We start from the raw sequence: 18,131 nt of genomic DNA, 5'->3' as shown, positions 1-18,131 counted from the left end.
TTATTATTGTTTTATTTTTGTGAATTATTCACACACTCCCTATATCATAAAAAAACCGAATGTCGTTTTTTTTATTTCTCAAATAAAGCCATCGACTCGACATGCCCGGTCTGCGGAAACATATCCATCACTCCGGCTTTAACCAGTTTATAGCCCAGCTCATTAACCAGGATTCCCGCATCGCGCGCTAAAGTTGACGGATTACAGGACACATAAACAATCTGCTCGGGCTGCCATTTTTTAAAATGATGCAAGACATCGGAAGCACCGGCTCTGGAAGGATCGAGCAGGATTTTGTTGTATTTCCGGTTGGCCCAGGGCTGATCGCTAATATCCTTGCTCAAATCGGCCGCATAAAATTCAACGTTTTCGATACCGTTATGACGGGCATTTTCTTTGGCGTGATTGACCAGAGGCTGATCGCCTTCGACGCCGACCACATGACCTGCAAATTTTGCCATCGGCAAGGTAAAGTTGCCCAGACCGCAAAATAAATCCAGCACCGAGTCGTTTTCATTCAACGCCAATGTCTCCAGCACCCGGTTGATCATTTGCTTGTTAATTTCATAATTAACCTGGGTAAACATCGCCGGTTTGAATTTAAACTCCAAGTCCTGATCCGGCAGCGCATAAGTCGGTATCAGTTCAGGCTCGCCATCCAGCGGCACGATAGTGTCAGGTCCTTTGGATTGCAGGCACAGCGATAGGTCATGCTGATGAGCAAACTCACGCATCCGTTCCTTATCGGCATCGGTCGGCGGCTCCAGCACACGAAACGCCAACACGCATTGTTGATCGCCGATAGCCACTTCGATCTGCGGAATTTTGTCTTTGATAGTCAATCCGCCAATCATGTCCGACAAAGCCATTAGCTTAGTGCCGACGATAGGATTCATCACAATGCAGCTTTCAATTTCAGCCAGATACGGATGCCGTCTTTCCCTGAAACCCACCAGCACCCGGTTTTTTTTCTCGACATATTTAACGCCCATCCGCGCTTTGCTGCGATAACCCCAATGCGGGCCTACCAGCGGCTGCCAAAGCTCGGGTATTTCAGTCTTGCCGATACGCTTGAACTGATCGACCAGTAATTCCTGTTTGATCCTGATTTGCGCAGACGATTCGACATGCTGAAAACTGCAACCGCCACACACGCCGTAATGCGCGCACAATGCATCAACCCGGTCGGCGGAGCGACTCAACAGATTGACGACTTTGCCTTCCGCATAATCCTTGCGGCTTTCGGTATAAATAAACTCCACCTCCTCGCCCGGCAGCGCCTCATCGATAAATATCACTTTGCCATCGACATGCGCCACTCCGCGCCCGTCATGGGCCAACGATTCTATAGTGACTTTAACCGGCGTTTCCGGTAATTGCTTTTTGACTCTTCTTCTATTTGCCATGTTTACTTTTGTTTCCAGCTTCCTGAGGATTGATACCACCAGCCCGGCTGAGCATTACTCACCCAACGACCGGCAAAGGTTGATTTGATTTGTGCAGCCCATTCGGGATGACCGTTGGCATTGGCAATCGCCTGATAAAGATTTTGCCGATCTGCATTTTCTGCGGCAACCAGTTTATTGACTTGATTCCTGTCTTTAAGCGGTACGCTTTCAATATCCCTGACCGCCAGCAAACCGTCCGCCTGAATACCGATAAAACCCGCCGCATACAGAGGTTGCAGACTGGCGAAGCGGGCTTCCATTGTAGCGCGCAACTGTCTGATTTCAGCGCTATCGATTGCCAAGTCAGCCTCGGCGTGTGCTGGCGACACCACTACATTGATAGCCGTATCAATTAGCTGATAAACGTTCACCTGCCACTCCGGCAAACTGGCCTTAGGCTTGGGTTCCGTTTTTTGCGGTACGACATTTTGAATGTCTTTGATGATTTCATCTGCGGCTTTTTCAGCGGCGGCAGCGGGAAAATAAATATTGATGGTGACACAGGCAGTCAACAATAACGCGATTAATACTGATATTTTTCTCATAATGCTCTCCAAACTATTCAATGATTACTTGCCCTGATGTCGAAATACTTAGCAATCGCGCCACCCATGCATCCCAGTCACGCCGAGAATTATAGCCGATCACATCCATCCGTGGCAGACCGCTTCCGGTAATAAACCGGAAAAGCAGGACGATGCCGGGTATTCTGCAGAAGGATATCCGGATAAAACCGAAAGTTCCCGTTTGCGAAAAACAGGCTGCGCAGTTGTTTCCACACTGAATCGTGGCTGTGAACCTTTATTGAACATGGTTTTCCTGATCATCTACGGAATTGTAGAGATGATAGCAGTTCCTGCCCGATTGCTTGGCGATATACATGGCTTGATCGGCATAACCTAGCAGCACGTCCGGATCATTATTATCGTTAGGAAAAATACTGACACCGATGCTGGCTGTAAGCGAAAATGACTGGTCCCGGATATAAATCGGCAAGGCAATGACCTCATGTAGCCGTTTCAGAGTGGCTATACATTCTTCCTCGCGACTTAAATTCGGCAGCAACACCACAAATTCATCGCCACCCAGACGGGCGATCGTGTCTCCTTCACGAAGAGTGTTACCCATGCGCTGTGCAATTTCGACCAGCACCTGGTCGCCGGCTTGATGTCCCAAAGTATCGTTAACGGGTTTGAAACCATCAAGATCCAGATAGCAAATACCCAACATCTTTTGTTCGCGTTGGGTCTGGGCGATAGCCGGTTTCATGCGGTCAGCCAGCAACAACCGGTTGGGGATACCTGTCAAGGCGTCATAATAGGCAATCCGCTTCAATTCCTTTTTGTGTTGTTTGATCAGTAGCTGATTGTGTACCCGCATTAAGGTAATGGCTGGACTGATGGGTTTACTGATGTAATCCACCGCGCCCAGATGCAGACCACAGGTTTCGGATTCCTGATCGAACGCGGCAGTCACAAAAATCACCGGAATATCGCGGGTAAGCTGATCTTCCTGCAATCGTTGGCATACTTCGTAACCATCCATCACCGGCATTCTGACATCAAGCAGAACGAGGTCGGGATGAGGATCACACTGAGCTATATCCAATGCCCTCTGACCATTGCCGGCCACTTTGACTTGGTAATCCTGATTTAGCAGCAAAGCCAGTACTTCCAGATTAACGCGCGTATCATCGACGATCAGGATAGTGAGGCGTGGGTCTTGGCCTGCTGTTTCGTTTTTTCCATTCGGCAAGTCCATGAGTGTGTTCAGGACAGATGCGGCCTTAGGATAATCGGTGTCAAGAATGTATTGCGTCAGAGTGTTATATTCCGCCTGATTGTCATCCGGAAAAAGCATTTTGAGCTGGGCGATGAGTTCGTCGCCGATAAATCTGTCGCCGGCAAGCAGAGCATCCAATTCGTCCATAAGCTGTCGCTGAGTCGGTACATCCCCGGACGCAGGCGCAACGGATAATGCTTCAAGATACCCGACAGCCGGATTGGACTCTGTATCCTTGCTCTGCAATGCTAAAACAGCGGGAACGCGTTGCTGATCGGCGGGTTTGACCCAGCGTGCCAACATCCGGAAGAACAGATCCCAATCAATCGGCTTGCTAATATGATCGTTCATACCGCTGGCAAGACAACGTTTTCGATCTTCAGTCATCGCGTTGCCTGTCATGGCGATAATCGGCAGATTAGTAAAACGCGGATCGGCACGAATAATACGACTGGCCTCAAAACCGTCCATCACCGGCATCTGGCAGTCCATTAGCACCATTGAATAATTGTTTTTGTCGATCATTGCAATGGCTTCAGCTCCGTTAGCGGCGAGATCGACCTGGATACCCTCATGCCCCAGTATTTCCGGCATCATCTCCCGGATTGCCAAATCATCCTCCACGAACAGCAGATACACATTGTTCAGCTCCGGATACTTATCCGGCTTAACAGTTTGCGGCGGCGACTGATCGAAATCGCTCACGGCCTGCACACCCAGGGTAACAGCGAAATAAAATGTACTGCCAAACCCCAAACGGCTTTCGATGCTGATAGTGCCGCCCATGGCTTCGACCAACTCCTTGCTGATGGACAGCCCCAGCCCGGTGCCTCCGTACTTGCGAGTGGTTGAGTCATCGGCTTGATTAAAAGCACTGAACAAATGGCTTTGTTGCTCATCGTTCAAGCCGATACCGGTATCGATGACATTAAAGCGTAAGCAGACTTCTTTAGCATCAGAAGCCTGTAACTGCACCTGTAGTGTCACACTCCCTTTCTCGGTAAACTTGATGCCATTACTCAACAGATTAAGCAACACCTGTCCCAGCCGTAGCGGATCGCCGATCAATACGGCCGGGACATTCGGATCAACCTCAAAGCTCAGCGCCAATTGTTTGCCGTTTAGCAGGGGTGACGTTACGTCATCCAAATACTGCATGATCGTCTCAAGTCTGAATTCAATGTATTCCAGCTTGAGTTTGCCGGCTTCAAGCTTGGAAAAATCCAGGATATCGTTGAGTATGCCCAGCAACCATTTGGCCGAGGTATTGATTTTATTCAGATAATTGTGCTGTGTTACCGTTAAATCGGTTTGTGAGATCAAATAGGTCATGCCCATGATGGCATTCATCGGAGTACGAATCTCATGGCTCATGTTGGCTAAAAACGCGCTTTTGATTTGTACTGCCGCCATCGCCTGCTGAGTCATGCCTTGGAGCTCCTCAGTACGCTTGGCAACCTGATCTTCAAGCTTTGCCTGAATACGCTGGAGTTGGCGAACACGCCATAAATAGGCGGCCAGCAACAGACTTAAGAATATGCCGGCCACAATTGTCCGGAACCACATCGTTTGCCAGAACGAGGGTGTGATGGTGATGGGTAGACTGATCCCCGTTTCGTTCCAGACCCCGTTGTTATTACTGGCTTTGACGCGAAACAGATACTTGCCGGGATCCAGGTTGGTATACATTGCAATGCGGTGACTGCTATCGGTTTCCACCCAGTCCTGATCAAAGCCTTCCAGCTTGTAGGCATAAAGATTGCGATTGGGATCGGCAAAATGCAGCGCCGAGAAGCGCAGGGAGAACATTAATTTCCGCCACGGCAATGCCAAGGTTTTGGGGGCGAACACACTACCCTCCAATTTAACGCCTTCGACATTAACATCCTCAGTAAGCGAACGATTGAGAACGCTAATATCGGTTATCGCTATGGTTGGCGGACTTTGATTATCTCGGATACGCTCAGGGTGAACAACGACCATGCCATTCAAATTATTAAAATACAGGATCCCGTCACTATCGACTAAGGAGGCTCCAAAAACCCAATTCGTAGAAAACCCTTCAGCAAGATAATAAGTGCTGAATTGCGCAGTTCTCGGGTCAAACTTTGCCAATTCAGCGTTGGTACTGAACCAAATGTTTCCTGTCTTATCGATTTTGATTGTTCTTATGTAGTCGGAGTGCAACACATCACGATTGTTGTAATTATGAAAACTCAGACTTCCGTCTGCCGTAACGATTGCTTGGCTAATGCCTCTGGTTGACGCAATCCACACCGAACCATCCGGGGCTTCCTGTAAATCCATTACAAAATCGCTTGCTAAGCTGGCAGGGTTAGTTGGATCGGAATGGTAATATTGGAATTTCCCTGTCGATGGATTAAGTATACCCAACCCTCCACCTGCTACATCGCTACCACCCGCCCAAATGTTGCCGACACGATCAACCATAAGCGTACTAACGGAATTGTTGGCAAGACTGTGCGGATCCAGTGAATCATGCTGAAATTTTCGCAGGCTGCCCGATTTCGGGTCATATTCGATCAAGCCGCCGCCAGTACCTAACCACAGCGTACCGCCAAGGCCTGGGACAATTTTATTGACGAAATTACTGGCAATATCGCCCAACGATACAGCCTGAAATCGCTCCTGCCGGGGATCGAACCGAATTAATCCATTACGGGTACCTATCCATAACGGCCCCTTCGGCTGTTGGTACAAACTGTAAATTATGTCGTTAGGGAGCCCATCATTCTGCTTATGCGCGGCAGTCAGATTCTTGATAATCCGCCGGTTTATGGGATCGATCAACATCAATGTAGAACGGCCGCCTAGCCACAAATGACCAGCTTCAGTAGATGCTATCGCTGTCACAGTATTATCCGTAGAGTCTTCTTTACCTTGTAAAGTTCTCGGGATAAGTTGTTCGAACCCTCCGAGAGATAAATCAACTTCGCTAATTCCGTTTTTTGTACTGATCAAAAATGACCCGGAACGATCCAGCAGCAATGACAAAACATGGTTGCCGGCAAGGCTGTTCGGATCCTCTACCTGATGTTGGTAGCGGTCAAATTGTTGCAGGACATCATCCCACCGCAATAAACCGCCAACAGTGGCGACCCAGACGCTTCCCGAGCTGTCTTCGATAAAATCATGCACCCTAAAATCTTGCGGATTTCCGGGCATCGGCAGTTGCTTGTTCTGCGCCCAATTCTGGCCGGGATGCTTGAGAAAAATCCCAGCTTCAGAACCTATCCACAGACGTTTCCGGCTGTCAACAAACAACGCCCTGATATTTTTAGCCAAGGAGCTGTTGTTAGAACTGTTGATTTGATAATGCTGGAATTGTGAGCTGCCGGCTGGCAAGTAATCAATGCCTCCCGGCCAAGTCGCAAGCCACAGCCCGCCTTGCTGATCTAGCGCCAACGTGTCGACATTATCGCTGGCAAGGCTGTCCGGATGGGTCGAATCATGCTGATATATGCGAAACTTTCCTGTGTCGGGATCAAAATACTGTAATCCCTGCCTAGTCGCCAGCCATAGCCCGTTTTTTCCATCCGACACTATTTTGCGGATTTGACGGTTTTGGTGCGGATCGCCCTGATCAGCCGATGGCAAGTAAGTTTTAAAAGTATTGGTTTCCGATTCAAAAAGCGCCAGGCCATTGCGGGTACCAATCCACAACCTGTGTTGCTGATCCTCAATCAAACTGGTTACTGAATCGTGGGGAGGGAAGCTATTTGGTGTGTTAGGCTGATGCTGAAAGTGTCGGTATTGATAACCATCGTAACGGTACAGGCCCGATTGCGTACCCATCCAGATAAATCCTTGATAATCCTGAATCATGGTCATGGGTGAGCTGAGCGCATCCATATTCAACTTGGTAAAATGCAAAGGGGGCGCTGCGCAAGTCACCGGAATCGATATCGTCAGCCACATAAGCAGCACAGACAGCAGTGTTGAGGTCAAATGTTTTTTCCATTGCGATTCCTTCATAAGGGAATTATAACATTCACTCGAACCACTTAAAAATCAGTCGATAGCATTACGCTGAAACTGCGAGGCGCGCCTACATAGTAAGACGGCGCACTGCCGCCCACGCCCAGCGCGCGGTTGGTAAAACCGCTGCCGCTCCCGGCGTTAAGATTGAGATAGTCCTGATCCAGCAAGTTATAAACATTCAGGCGCACGGTCGGATCGCGAAACCAGCCGGTCGAAGGCAGACGATAGCCTGCGTCGAAACCGACCAGCGTATAGCCGTTGATCGACTCGTCGTTGACCAGCGTCGAATAGCGCGTGCCGGTGTATTTGGCCGACAAATTGGCCGACCATGGCCCATCGCGATATTGCAGCGCCGCGCCCGCCATATAATTCGGCACGTCGGGAAACGCCTTGCCGGCAGTTGCGTCAACCGTATTCGCGGCAGTTTGCAGATTTTGCTTGATGCGGCTGTGGGTATAAGTGAAAGAACCGTACACGCTCCAGTTCGGCAAAAAACGCCAGGCTGATTCAAGTTCGACGCCTTTGGTAGTGGAATCGCCGACGTTGTAGTTGGTATTGATATTATTGACAGGGTCATAAGCCGAGGCAATACGGTTACGGTAATCGATATAAAACAGCGTGCCGGAGAATGACAAATCCCTGCCTGCATAGCGGTAACCCAAATCCCAGTTAGTTGCCAATTCCTCGTCAACATTGACGGGCTTTAGCGTGTAACCGGTTAACCTGCCCTGCTGGTTAATAGTTCCTCCGTTAATCAAGCCATAAAGCACCGAATCGGGCGGTGCCTTGAAGTTTTCGGCACGATTAACAAATACTTGTTGGGTACCGGTGAACTGGTAACGAATACCGACACTGGGGAGCGGTCTGGCGTAAGTTTGTTTAATATTGTAATCGGCGCCGCCGCCTTCACTGGCGTAATTGGTGAAATCGCGCTGAATTTGGGTGTAGCGCAAGCCCAGCGACAGGATGAGTTTGTCGTTCAGGAAACCGATATCGTCCTGACCGAAAAACGATTGCGAGGTATTGAGGGTCAGGAAGTCGCGGCCCTGATAAGGCGTGCCGTCCTGACGCAGTAAAAAGGCTGAGGTGTTGTCTAGCCAGGGATCGGCGCTATTACCGGCGGCGTCGAATGGCACAGCCGGTTGGGTGCGACGGTGATGCGCATACTCGAACCAGTAGCCGGCCATTAGGCGATGATTAGCAATTTGGCTGTGCATCCGGCCGGTAACGCCGGGGCGCTCGGTTTCTGTCACGGCTCCGCTATAAATCATCACCGTATCGCGCGTGTCTCCGTCTTGATTGATGTCGCGGATGCCGCCGCCAAATCTGTTGGCGGCATTGCTTTCCGCCAGCGTCCTGAGCTGGTTGCCACCGGTTCCGTAGCCGTAGCTATAGTAAGGGTCAATATCCAGGCGCAAGTTTGGCAACAGTTGAAATCGGCCTTTCAGTGTGGCCAGGTAATTACGGTACGGATTGAGATTAAGATTGTAATAGAGATCTGACGGTATTTTTTCGACTTGTGCGCTGCCATTGATCCCGGCCAGATGTTGCGGGGCTTGACCGCCGAAATCGGCATCGCGGCCCAACGTTTGAATTTCGGCTAAAGTCAAAGTGCGCAGATTGTTGTTGAGCATTTCGTTAAACAACAAGCCGCCGGTAATGCTGCTGCCGGGCGCCAGGTTAAGTACGCCTTTAAAATCCAGATGTTCGCGATCGGCGCCGCCGTAACCTTTCCATTTTTCAGCTTCGGCTTTGGAGACCGAAATAAAGGCCTTAAAACGATTGCCGCCCAGATAACCGGTATCGGCGCGCAAAAAGGTTTTGTAAGCATTATAGGCGCCGTAACTCTGCTGCACCCGGAAACGTGAATAATCGCTGGGATTGGAGGTGATAAAGCCTATCGAACCGCCGGTTGCGCCGATCATAGGCGCATCAGTTTCACTCGAACCCTGGGTGACTGAAATTTCCTCCAGGTTTTCAAGATCAACCAGTTCGGAAGGATAGACGGCATAGTTGCCTGCATCGTTGATTGGCGCACCATCAATACTGACACCGATCTGATCGCTGTTGAAACCGCGTATGCGCAAACCACCGCCAAATAAGCCGGTGGCGTCGTAGCTGTAAGTGTTAACTCCCGGCAGTAAATCCATGGCCTGATAGGCGTTATTAAGCGTGTTTTTCTGCTCGATGGCGGCGCGTGAGATTACACTCCGCGAATGCGGCGCATCCTGTGGATTCATCAGACCGTTACCGGGTGGAGCAATGCCTTCGACCACTATAGGTTCAAGTGTTATATTATTACCCGCCTGTACCGTAGCTCCAGCCAAAATGGCGGTCATAAAGACAATGTGTCTAATTCTGCGTAGCACTTTGATGAATATCCCTCTCCTAAGTCAAGTAACTTACAAGAGTATAGTACAAATGCTTACGTAAAAATTGTTATTTGCTTACACTGAAAAAGTTTGATTGAGCACTTTATTTTCCTTGGAAGATGAGACCATCAAAGGCTTAGCTTGTTCATTCCAGTCAATGACAGCGGCTACTCTTTTAAAAGTTTGCCGGTGTGCGGCGATAACAATTCCGGCTAATTGCCCATATCCGTTGGCATTGGGTCGGTGTGATTTATCCCAAGCAACACCTCGGCGAATTCATCAGGCCGCAAAACGAGATACGCATTCCACGCGGCAAGCTTCGCATCTGCCAACAACTCGTCAGTAGCCTCCTGCTCCTTGGTTTGTCATCAGCACATAGGCGTGAATGTTACAGCCATATCGCGTCGCGCCTTCCAGAAGGCTGTCCAGATAGGATTGATAGTCCTCGTCTGCAAAAAAACAGGCTGCGCGGTTGTTCCCACGCTGAATCACGTGTTGCGGTACACCTGCATATCTTACACGGGCTCTACGGGGCATCTTTCTTTCCTCTACATTAGGGTTATTTCATAATGGGACTAATGTGCGCCGAGTTAATCGAAAGACAAGGCCGCTTGGATGATGCCATTGGGATTCTTAAGAAAGGTATTGCAGATAAAAGCGCACATAACCAAGCTTACCTTTACCAAACTTGCTCGGAACTGTTGGAAAAATCCGGTCGGCTTAATGATGCCATCGAAATGCTGAAGAAAGGCATTAACGCGCCAGCGTTAACAAATAAAGTAGTACTGTTTCAAGCTTGCGTAAAGCTACTGAAAAAGGCCGATCGCACACCAGAAGGGATAGAACTGATCGAAAAGGCAATTCATCTGCCGGGTATGACAGGCTTGGTCATTCTTTACCGAACCTGTGCAGAGTTGATGGTGAGTGTAGGCCGACAGCAGGATGCTGTTCAACTCCTATACAAGGCAATTGATGGATCAAAAATAGGCAACCTTGCATCGTTGTATCAGTTGTGCGCCAACTTAATGATATCCGCCGGGCAACGTGAAGAGGCTATATCTCTTTTGAAGAAGGGTATTCTTGTTTACCCGAGAGATAAAGATTTGAAATCTTTTTATGAGAAAGCTGCGTAGGTTGGGTTGATGCTGCTCCAACCCAACACTTGCCGTATCCGAATAAAATATTTGTAGATTCTACCCGAAAATCACGACCAACCGTGCCAGCACTTCATCCATAATGGATTCCGGCACAGTTTCCAGCTTCTTGGCGTGACGGGCGCTTAGGTCGATAGCGCGCGGCTGATCGCAGCGAATAACGCCTGTGGTATTCGTGCCCGTCCCCGCCAACGTCACCGCAAAGCCGCTGGTACGGGTATGATTTCCGCCCCTGTAATAGGCAGAACTACCGGCGTATGGGTTGCGCGATTGAAAGCAACGGGCGAAACAACTAACACCGGGCGGGTTCCTTGCTGCTCGCGTCCTGAAGTCGGATCGAGTGAAACCAGATATATGTCGCCCCGCTCCATTTACAGTAGCTCGTTACCGACCCGGCCGGAATCTACCCAAGCATGATCTTCATCGCTGATCGGTGCGGAAGCGTCACACTGCGCCAACAACTCGTCAAGGGTGTAGCGTGGCCGCAATTGAGGTTCGACCACCAACCGGCCATGATCAATCTCAACGCTGACCGTAGTACCGGCCCCTATATGCAACATATCGAGAAATGCAGGTGGAACGGCCATCATAATTGAGCCGCCAACTTTGCGAAGACTTGTTGTGTACATGACTATGCCCCTAGCAGTTATACATAAATATAATGCGACTGTAGCATCTGATATTTTGCTTAACAACAAGCAGTTTAGTTAGGTGGCTTTCCTATCCAATTCTTTCAAATGCTTTAATTTTTCCTTGATCTTGATTTCCAGCCCTCGATCTACCGGCTGGTAATATTGCCTGCCTGCCAACTCATCTGGAAAGTAATTTTCCCCGGCGGCATAGGCTTCCGGTTCATTATGGGCATAGCGGTATTCCTTGCCGTAATCCAGCGATTTCATCAGCTTGGTCGGCGCATTTCTTAAGTGCACCGGCACACCCAGGCTGCCGCTTTGTCTGGCATCTGCCATTGCCGCGTTGTAAGCCATATACACCGCATTGCTTTTCGGCGCACAGGCCAGATAAACGACGGCTTGCGCCAAGGCCAGCTCGCCTTCCGGACTGCCTAAGCGCTCCTGGGCTTCCCAGGCGTTGATGCAAATCTGCAAGGCTCTCGGATCGGCATTGCCTATGTCCTCGGACGCCATCCTGACGACGCGCCGGGCCAGATAGGACAAATCGCAGCCGCCATCCATCATCCGGCACAACCAGTACAGCGAGGCGTCGGGCGAACTGCCGCGCACGGATTTATGCAGCGCCGAAATCTGGTTATAAAATTCTTCGCCCTGATTATCAAAACGACGCACGCCGCCCGACAGCACTTCTTTGGCAATGGCTTCATTAACCGCCTGTCCGCCCTTGGCGGCGGCAAGCTCTACGGCGATTTCCAGCAAGTTGAGCAGTCTTCGGGCATCGCCGTCAGCCGCTTGGGCGAACTGCTGTTTTATATCATCGGCCATTTCGATAGCCAGACCGCCCAAACCGCGCACCTTATCGGTTAACGCTTTATCTATCACCGCCAATAAATCATCAGCCGTTAATGCATTAAGCACATAGACCCGAGCCCTGGACAATAACGCATTATTGAGCGCGAAAGACGGATTTTCGGTGGTCGCACCGACAAAATAAACCGTGCCGTCTTCCACATGCGGCAGGAATGCATCCTGCTGCGACTTATTGAAGCGATGCACCTCATCGACGAATAAAATGGTGCGCCGATGCTGTTCCAGCTGTATTTTCTTGGCCTCGGCGACCGCCGCCCTTATTTCCTTGACACCGGACAGCACCGCCGAAATCGGCATGAATTCGGCATCGGAATGCTGGGCAATCAGCCGGGCCAACGTGGTTTTACCGGTGCCCGGCGGTCCCCAGAAAATCATCGAATGCAAGCGCCCCGAGGCGATAGCTTCATACAGCGGCTTGCCGGGTTTCAGGATATGTTGCTGGCCGACGTAATCGGCTAACTCTGTCGGCCGCATTCGGTCGGCCAGAGGTTTGGTTAAATCATCGAAAAGCATAACGGAGGTTCAAGGTACAAGGTTAAAGGTGACTTGAACCTTTGACCTTGTACCTTGAACCTGCTCCTCATCAATCCGAGAAAACATCGACACCCTTGGGCGCTTTAAACTCAAACAAGGTTTGCTTTAACGGCGGATTCAAAATGACATTGGAAAAATAAATGCGTGTCAGCTGGCCGAAATTATCGCTCAACTCCATACCGCCCAAGGAATCGTTATTTAAACCGATCAGGACATATTTAAAACTGCTTTCCTGGTTTTTAGGCAATAGTTTTATCCACATTAAATTACCGTCGACGCCCTGCTGTTCCATGGTGAAATTCTCATCCAGCGATATTTCCCCGCTTAACAGCAAGGCCGGTGTTGAACCCACGGATTCGTCGAGCTTTTTGACGGTGACCTGCTCCAGGTCGGTATCGTAAAACCAGACTTTCCCCGACGTAGAGACAATCTGTTGCTGGAAGGGTTTTAAGTAATCCCAACGGAACTTCCCCGGCCGTTGCAGATAAAAAATACCATAACTGGTTTGAGTGGGATTGCCTGCTTCATTGATCAATACCTGTTTAAAATCAGCAGTGAGTGATTTTGTGTTCTTTAAAAACGCTCTCAGTTGCTTAACGGGTTTGTCTTCTGCATAGCCGGAAATATTAAAAAGCAACATTGCGATCAATCCGGTGAAAATTGTGATTTTTTTCATAAATACCCTTGTTAATTATTCGGTAACAATTCATTAACCAACGTTTCAAATTGATTAATAGGTGAATCGACGCACGGTGAAGACTCTTCCGGCGCAGAGCCGGCAATAAAGGGATACTGCTTCGCGCCGGAGCAATTTTCATTCGCCAGCAAGCCGTTAGCCGGATCTACCCAGGACATCCTGATATTATCCGGCGGAATCAGGGTCACCGGCTGGATTGAGATCTGCTTCATTAATGAAGTCCAAACTTGCAAAGCGCCGCTTGCCCCCGTTAGCCCGGCCGGTTTATTATCGTCCCGGCCAATCCAGACTACAGACAAATAATCCCCCGTGTATCCGGCAAACCAACTGTCTTTTGAATCATTGGTGGTACCGGTTTTACCGATCAGTCCATAGTCTGCCGGAAAAGATGAATACGCCGAACGTCCGGTACCTTCATGCATCACTTCCTGCAAGATGGTATTGACGATATAAGTTACCGACGGGTCAAGCACCTGTCTCACTGTAAACGGGTAACTTTGTAGGCGTGAGCCATCGGCTGCAACTACGGCTCTGATACCTTTTAAAGGCGTTGAAAAGCCGTCACCGGCCAGCGTTTGGTACATCTGAGTTACTTCCATCGGCGTTAATTGCGCAGCTCCGAGCAAGAACGAAGGGAACAAGTCAACCGATCGGGTGATGCCCATGCTTCTTAATGTTTTGGCGATTCGGGCTACCCCGATATCCATCCCGATCCGAACGGTAGCCAGATTGTAAGAATGCGCTAATGCCGTATGGAAGCCTACTGTGCCGTGTTCTTGGTGATCATAGTTTTTAGGGCTCCAGTCGTTGCCTCCCGCTCCCTTAATCAAAATGGCCGTATCGCTGACCGGCGTGGTAATGGTGTACTTGTCGGGATATTCCAGCGCCGTCAAATACACGACCGGCTTTATTAATGAGCCAATCGGCCTGACTGCATCCAAAGCCCGATTAAATCCCGCACTGGATACTTCACGACCGCTCATCAATGCAGCTATTTCACCGCTGTCTCTACGCGTTACTACGGCTGCGGCTTCAAGGTCATTAGCTTTAGGCAGTTTCTCCAATTGATTCAGCTTTTTAGACAAGGTATCCTCCAGCGCATCCTGAACCCGTGTATCCAGCGTGGTAAAAATCCTGAGCCCTTGGGACGTTAAATCTTCCTCTTTGTATTCCTGTCTTAATTGGCGCTTGACCAGATCAAGAAATCCGGGATAGCGATTGGTTGAGCGATGGGTATTGGCGATCACATTTAAAGGCTTTGCTGTTGCCACAGCCGTCTGTTGTTTAGTGATATAGCCTTCCATTGCCATCTCTTCCAGAACCAGATTGCGCCGTTGCAGGGAACGGTCGGCATATCGCCTTGGATCATATTCAGACGGTCCGCGAACCAACGCAATCAATGAGGCGATATGTTCCAAAGGCAAGTCCTTTAAAGAACTGCCGAAATAAAACTCACTGGCCAGGCCAAAGCCATGCACAGCACTGGCGCCATCCTGTCCCAGATATATTTCATTTAAATACGCTTCCAGAATCTCATCTTTGCTGTAACGGTATTCCAAAATCAGCGCCATCAAGGCCTCTTTGACTTTACGCGACAAGCTGCGTTCGGAGGTCAGATAAAAGTTCTTAACCAACTGCTGAGTGATCGTGCTTCCGCCTTGCACCATATGCCCGGCCAGCACATTCATCCACATTGCTCTGGCAATGCCTTTAAATGAGATACCGATGTGCTGATAAAAATCGCGGTCTTCCGAAGCCAGCAAGCCCTTAATCAGCATGTCCGGGGCTTCTTCCAGCTTAATTAATATCCGGTCTTCTTTTATGGTGGGATACAAACTGCCGATTTGTATGGGATCCAGACGCACAATGGCAAGATCTTGGCTTTGCGTCGCATCAACGATGTTGGCGATGCCTGACGCAGTAAAATTCACCCGTATAACACTACTGGGTTGCGGCTGATCCCAGAAAACAAACTCTCTGGTTTTTACGCTGACTTGCGAACCGTTTTTAAAATAGGTGCCTTCCGAAGACAAATGAACATCCAACCGATAGTGCAGAGCCTGCAACAACTCTTCAAACTTTGAAGCAGTCAGGTTGTAGCCTGCATAGAGCTCTACCGGACTGGCATAAACCCGTGCAGGAATAGCCCAGCGTTTGCCTTCAAATTGGGTGCGCACGTTGTAATCCAGGTAGCCCAGATAACTCAACAACATAAACGCAAATCCAACCATGGAAAGCAGCACTGAATTTCTAAACCAATGTGAAGTCGGTTTTTTGGATACCGTTTTTTTATTGCCGTACCGACCTGATTCGCGTTTTTTCGTTTTTTCTGCCATAACCTCTTACAACATTATCTTAATTAATGTTAACTATTATACATAAATATAAGGTTGCCTGAATCAGCAACCATTCGCTATCCATACTATATAGCCAGTACAATTTTGCCGGTGCTATGTCCGGCCTCTACCAATTGATGCGCCTTAGTTGCCTCTGCCAACGGTAACTGCTTGCTGATATGCGTTTTTAAAAGTCCTTTATCAATCCATTGCGCACATTGCTTTAAAATCTCAACGTGTTTGTCCCTTGCCTCAGGTAACCCTCTAAGCATCGGAGTTAACATCAATTCGAAGCCTATCAATAAATTACGCACTCGAGCTTCAGCCAGACTCAATTCACCCGGATCGAGCAAGGTCACAAGGCGGCCGAAATGCGCTGTCGCTGCAATACTTTCTTTGAATACCTCAGCACCCACTGTATCGAAAACAAGATCAGCGCCTTTGCCATCGGTAAGTTTATTGACCGCATCGGCGAAACCGTCTTGCGTATAGATAACCGCTTCATCGGCGCCCATCGCTTTGGCAAACTCCGCCTTTTGTTCGGAACTCACCGTAGTAATTACTCTGGCGCCTTTTAGTTTTGCCAATTGTATCGCCACATGTCCTACACCTCCGGCTCCGGCATGGATAAGCACCGTTTGCCCTGCTTGCAATCCGCCGCGATCGAACAGCGCGCCCCATGCGGTAATCAACACCAGCGGCAATGCGGCGGCCTCGACAAACGAGCAGGTCTGCGGCATCAAACTGACCCAGCGTTGATCAAGCACCGTGTATTCGGCGTAATTACCTTGTTCACGCCCCAACCCGCCATGACAAAACCAGACCTTACCGCCCGGTTTAAATTGGCTGACTGCGCTGCCTGCTTCAATAACCTCTCCAGCGCCATCACAACCCAATACCGCCGGCAATCGGTTATCAAAAAGCAAGCCGTTACGCCTGATTTTAGTATCGACGGGATTGACGCCTGCGGCTTTCAGTCTGACTTTAACTTGCGTTGCTGTAGAAATTTCCGGCTCGTCAATATCGTGTAATTCGAGAACGTCGGGATTACCGATGGCCGTCATCATTATTGCTTTCATGTCTTTAGCCTTTTTTGTAAATAAGAATGTACGGTTTTATACCTTAACGAGTACTGAACCACTAAAGCCCAATCCCCACCCTGACTCTCAATCAGCCAACCATTGCCGGCGATAATCCTGATAATCGTAGTGTTTCAGTTTTTTCACCCGCAGGGAGTTGCTCAGATAAATATCCGGCAGATTGTAACCATTAAACCGATTCGCTTTAATCAGGGTGTACGCGCCGACATTTTTAAAAACCACTCTATCGCCTACTTCCAAGGGTTCTTTAAATCGATATTTACCGAATACATCACCTGCCAGACAGGTACAGCCTGCCAGAATAGCGGCATATTCTCCGTCGGGATCATGTTCATGCAGCTCTGGCTGACGCTGGTATTCAAATACTTCGGGATTATGGTTGACCGAGGTATCCAGTATGACTATGGTTTCACCGTCACTGACAAAACGATCAAGCACTGTCGCCACTAAATGTCCGGCTCGGCCTACGACTGCTTTACCCGGCTCAATATAAACTTCGACACCAAAATCATGTTTCAGCTTACTGACCAGCTCAACAAAAGGGCGATGATCTTCAATTTGACCAAACAAGTAGCCGCCACCGATATTTAGCCATTCAAGTTGAGCTAATCCTGCCCCCAAATGTTGCTGAAGCGTCTCGATAGTTTTACTTAACGGAGTGTAATCCGTTGCGGAAAACACGTTATGAACATGCAATCCCTCAATTTGATCCAGACAAATCGAGCGGCTCAACTCCTCGATAGCAACGCCCAGTTTTGAATGTTGCCGACAGGGATCGAATCGGTCGTCATGCAAAAAGGACAGCTTCGGGTTAACCCTTAAGCCGATTGAAGACTGCTCTCCAGCCTTCTCCGAATACCGCCGGTACTGAGTCAAAGAATTAAAGCTGATGTGCGAGCACAGTAAACTTAATTCATCAAGCTCATCTTGACTTATACCGGGCGTGGTCAAGTGAATGCTACCCTGCCCCGCTAAAATCTCATCGGCCAGCCGCGCTTCAAATAAGGAACTGACTGAAAAGCCATCAATAAAAGGCTTCGCCATGTCCATGACAACTGAAAAAGGCAATGATTTTATGGAATATAAAACCTTGCAGCCACATTGGACTCTCAGCTCGGCTAATGTTTCCAAGGCCTTGGTAACTTGTATTTCATCCACAACAAAGGCCGGAGAGGAATAGACGCTGTCTTTCAACACTTGAAAA

At 49.1% G+C, this 18,131-nt stretch carries 14 protein-coding genes; 1 reads left to right on the top strand and 13 read right to left on the bottom strand.

What is annotated here, in order from left to right:
• Positions 1 to 71 precede the first annotated feature (71 nt).
• The 5 genes from rlmD to Q8L79_RS11300 all read right to left on the bottom strand — a co-directional run bounded on the left by rlmD (position 72) and on the right by Q8L79_RS11300 (position 10,141).
• Entirely contained in the window at positions 72 to 1,406 is a 1,335-nt protein-coding gene (gene rlmD / locus Q8L79_RS11320) for a 23S rRNA (uracil(1939)-C(5))-methyltransferase RlmD (protein WP_305271174.1), read from the bottom strand.
• 2 nt (positions 1,407 to 1,408) lie between these two features.
• The gene (locus tag Q8L79_RS11315; RefSeq protein ID WP_305271171.1) at positions 1,409 to 1,993 is read right to left on the bottom strand and encodes a YdbL family protein; all 585 of its coding nucleotides are present in this window, start codon (positions 1,991 to 1,993) and stop codon (positions 1,409 to 1,411) included.
• Between the two features lie 256 nt (positions 1,994 to 2,249).
• Positions 2,250 to 7,199, bottom strand: coding sequence for a response regulator (locus Q8L79_RS11310; RefSeq protein WP_305271168.1), 4,950 nt, complete (start codon positions 7,197 to 7,199; stop codon positions 2,250 to 2,252).
• Positions 7,200 to 7,255: 56 nt separating this feature from the next.
• Positions 7,256 to 9,571: a TonB-dependent receptor gene (locus tag Q8L79_RS11305; RefSeq protein WP_305271166.1), complete on the bottom strand. Its 2,316-nt coding sequence runs from the start codon at positions 9,569 to 9,571 to the stop codon at positions 7,256 to 7,258.
• A 372-nt stretch (positions 9,572 to 9,943) separates the two neighbouring features.
• On the bottom strand, positions 9,944 to 10,141 hold the full coding sequence (locus Q8L79_RS11300) for a hypothetical protein (RefSeq protein WP_305271163.1): 198 nt from the start codon (positions 10,139 to 10,141) through the stop codon (positions 9,944 to 9,946).
• Between the two features lie 74 nt (positions 10,142 to 10,215).
• On the opposite strand from Q8L79_RS11300, the gene Q8L79_RS11295 reads away from it, so the two are divergent.
• On the top strand, positions 10,216 to 10,737 hold the full coding sequence (locus tag Q8L79_RS11295) for a tetratricopeptide repeat protein (protein ID WP_305271160.1): 522 nt from the start codon (positions 10,216 to 10,218) through the stop codon (positions 10,735 to 10,737).
• A 60-nt stretch (positions 10,738 to 10,797) separates the two neighbouring features.
• On the opposite strand, the gene Q8L79_RS11290 is transcribed toward Q8L79_RS11295, so the two are convergent.
• The 8 genes from Q8L79_RS11290 to Q8L79_RS11255 form a co-directional block, all read right to left on the bottom strand.
• On the bottom strand, positions 10,798 to 10,956 hold the full coding sequence (locus Q8L79_RS11290; RefSeq protein ID WP_305271157.1) for a type II toxin-antitoxin system PemK/MazF family toxin: 159 nt from the start codon (positions 10,954 to 10,956) through the stop codon (positions 10,798 to 10,800).
• Positions 10,953 to 11,129, bottom strand: a complete 177-nt coding sequence (locus Q8L79_RS11285) for a type II toxin-antitoxin system PemK/MazF family toxin (RefSeq protein WP_305271155.1) — start codon at positions 11,127 to 11,129, stop codon at positions 10,953 to 10,955. The genes Q8L79_RS11290 and Q8L79_RS11285 overlap by 4 nt, the downstream gene beginning before the upstream one ends.
• On the bottom strand, positions 11,130 to 11,387 hold the full coding sequence (locus Q8L79_RS11280; RefSeq protein WP_305271152.1) for an antitoxin: 258 nt from the start codon (positions 11,385 to 11,387) through the stop codon (positions 11,130 to 11,132). It abuts the gene before it with no gap.
• Positions 11,388 to 11,465: 78 nt separating this feature from the next.
• On the bottom strand, positions 11,466 to 12,773 hold the full coding sequence (locus Q8L79_RS11275) for a replication-associated recombination protein A (RefSeq protein ID WP_305271149.1): 1,308 nt from the start codon (positions 12,771 to 12,773) through the stop codon (positions 11,466 to 11,468).
• 70 nt (positions 12,774 to 12,843) lie between these two features.
• On the bottom strand, positions 12,844 to 13,470 hold the full coding sequence (lolA, locus tag Q8L79_RS11270) for an outer membrane lipoprotein chaperone LolA (protein ID WP_305271146.1): 627 nt from the start codon (positions 13,468 to 13,470) through the stop codon (positions 12,844 to 12,846).
• Positions 13,471 to 13,481: 11 nt separating this feature from the next.
• Complete coding sequence (mrcB, locus tag Q8L79_RS11265; protein ID WP_305271143.1) at positions 13,482 to 15,827, bottom strand: penicillin-binding protein 1B; 2,346 nt, start codon at positions 15,825 to 15,827, stop codon at positions 13,482 to 13,484.
• 86 nt (positions 15,828 to 15,913) lie between these two features.
• Positions 15,914 to 16,906: a zinc-dependent alcohol dehydrogenase family protein gene (locus tag Q8L79_RS11260; protein ID WP_305271141.1), complete on the bottom strand. Its 993-nt coding sequence runs from the start codon at positions 16,904 to 16,906 to the stop codon at positions 15,914 to 15,916.
• A gap of 87 nt (positions 16,907 to 16,993) precedes the next feature.
• Entirely contained in the window at positions 16,994 to 18,124 is a 1,131-nt protein-coding gene (locus tag Q8L79_RS11255; RefSeq protein WP_370869942.1) for a carboxynorspermidine decarboxylase, read from the bottom strand.
• Positions 18,125 to 18,131 lie beyond the last annotated feature (7 nt).

The organism is Methylobacter sp. (assembly GCF_030680395.1).
Taxonomy (GTDB): Bacteria; Pseudomonadota; Gammaproteobacteria; order Methylococcales; family Methylomonadaceae; genus Methylobacter_A.
This window is presented reverse-complemented; position numbering and strand designations above follow the sequence as displayed.

What these genes read in the sequence shown, in the direction of transcription:
- Q8L79_RS11285 (WP_305271155.1), bottom strand. Translation starts at nt 11,129, where the DNA reads ATGGAGCGGGGCGACATATATCTGGTTTCACTCGATCCGACTTCAGGA.
- Q8L79_RS11300 (WP_305271163.1), bottom strand. Translation starts at nt 10,141, where the DNA reads ATGCCCCGTAGAGCCCGTGTAAGATATGCAGGTGTACCGCAACACGTG.
- rlmD (WP_305271174.1), bottom strand. Translation starts at nt 1,406, where the DNA reads ATGGCAAATAGAAGAAGAGTCAAAAAGCAATTACCGGAAACGCCGGTT.
- mrcB (WP_305271143.1), bottom strand. Translation starts at nt 15,827, where the DNA reads ATGGCAGAAAAAACGAAAAAACGCGAATCAGGTCGGTACGGCAATAAA.
- lolA (WP_305271146.1), bottom strand. Translation starts at nt 13,470, where the DNA reads ATGAAAAAAATCACAATTTTCACCGGATTGATCGCAATGTTGCTTTTT.
- Q8L79_RS11315 (WP_305271171.1), bottom strand. Translation starts at nt 1,993, where the DNA reads ATGAGAAAAATATCAGTATTAATCGCGTTATTGTTGACTGCCTGTGTC.
- Q8L79_RS11280 (WP_305271152.1), bottom strand. Translation starts at nt 11,387, where the DNA reads ATGTACACAACAAGTCTTCGCAAAGTTGGCGGCTCAATTATGATGGCC.
- Q8L79_RS11260 (WP_305271141.1), bottom strand. Translation starts at nt 16,906, where the DNA reads ATGAAAGCAATAATGATGACGGCCATCGGTAATCCCGACGTTCTCGAA.
- Q8L79_RS11275 (WP_305271149.1), bottom strand. Translation starts at nt 12,773, where the DNA reads ATGCTTTTCGATGATTTAACCAAACCTCTGGCCGACCGAATGCGGCCG.
- Q8L79_RS11305 (WP_305271166.1), bottom strand. Translation starts at nt 9,571, where the DNA reads ATGACCGCCATTTTGGCTGGAGCTACGGTACAGGCGGGTAATAATATA.